1 protein-coding gene is annotated in these 1,322 nt (G+C 78.5%); it reads right to left on the bottom strand.

Annotation, left to right across the window (positions count from 1 at the left end; genetic code table 11):
* Positions 1-1,322: amino acid adenylation domain-containing protein (locus ACWDCZ_RS41465; RefSeq protein WP_449818742.1), on the bottom strand; the 1,322-nt coding region annotated here is incomplete at both ends.

Here is a 1,322-nt window from a genome sequence, read left to right as displayed (position 1 = left end):
CAGCCGCAGCGCCTCGGTGTCGGCCGTGGCGTACGGGAACAGGACGGCGGCGGCGGCCAGCGAGCCGGCGTCGGCGAACCGGAGCCGGATCCGCCAGGACGGCCGGGTGGCGCGCCAGCACGGCCTCCACCTCGCCCGCCTCGATCCGGTGGCCGCGCAGCTTGAGCTGGTGGTCGGTGCGGCCCAGGTAGTGCAGTTCGCCGTGGCGGTCGCGGCGCACCAGGTCGCCGGTGCGGTACATCCGGCCGCCGGGCGGCCCGTACGGGTCGGCGGTGAAGCGGGCGGCGGTCAGGCCGGGGCGGCCGAGGTAGCCGCGGGCCAGGGCCGGTCCGCTCAGCCACAGTTCGCCGGGGACGCCGTCGGGCACCGGCCGCAGCCGGGCGTCCAGGACGTACGCGCCGGTGCCGGGCAGCGGGCGGCCGATCGGCGGGGCGGCGCCGTCGGCGGTGAGCGGCGCGGACCAGGTGGCGACGACGGTGGCCTCGGTGGGGCCGTAGGAGTTGACCATCCGGTGGTGCGGGGCCCAGCGGGCGACCAGGTCGGGGCCGCAGGCCTCCGCGCCGACGATCAGGGTCTTCAGCGCGGGCAGGCTGCCGGGGGTGTCGGCCGGCAGGGTGGCGAGGGCGGCGGGCGGCAGCAGGGTGTGGGTGATCCGCTCCGCCCGGAGCAGTTCGGCCAGGTGGGCGCCGAGCAGCGGTCCGGGCTCGGGCACCACCAGCCGGGCGCCGTGCGGCAGGGCCAGGCACAGTTCGAGCACGGAGGCGTCGAAGCTGGGGGTGGCGAAGGCCAGCACCCGGTCCCCTGGGGCCACCTGGTAGTGGGCGGCCTCGGCGGCGGCGAAGGCGGCGAGGCCCCGGTGGGTGACCACGACGCCCTTGGGGGTGCCGGTGGAGCCGGAGGTGAAGATGACGTAGGCGGGGTCGTCCGGGTCGAGCGGGCGGGTGCGGTCGGCGTCGGTGGGGCGGTGGCCGGGGGCGCCGTCGGGGTCGGCGGCGAGCAGCTCGGCGACCTCCTTGGCGTCCAGGGTCAGTGCGGGCGCCGCGTCGCGCAGCATCGCCCCGATCCGCTCCTCGGGGTAGTGCGGGTCGACGGGGAGGAAGGCGGCGCCGGTCTTCGCCACCGCCAGTTCGGCGAGCACGGTGTCCGCCGAGCGGGGCAGCAGCAGGGCGACGGTCTCCCCGGGGCCGGCGCCGCGCGCGATCAGCCGGTGGGCGAGGCGGTTGGCGTGCGCCTCGGCCTCGGCGTAGGTCAGCTCCAGGCCGTCCGCGCTCAGCGCGACGGCCTCCGGCCACCGGTCCGCGGCGGCCTCGACCAGGGCGGGC

This window comes from Kitasatospora sp. NPDC001225, from assembly GCF_053597855.1.
This window is presented reverse-complemented; position numbering and strand designations above follow the sequence as displayed.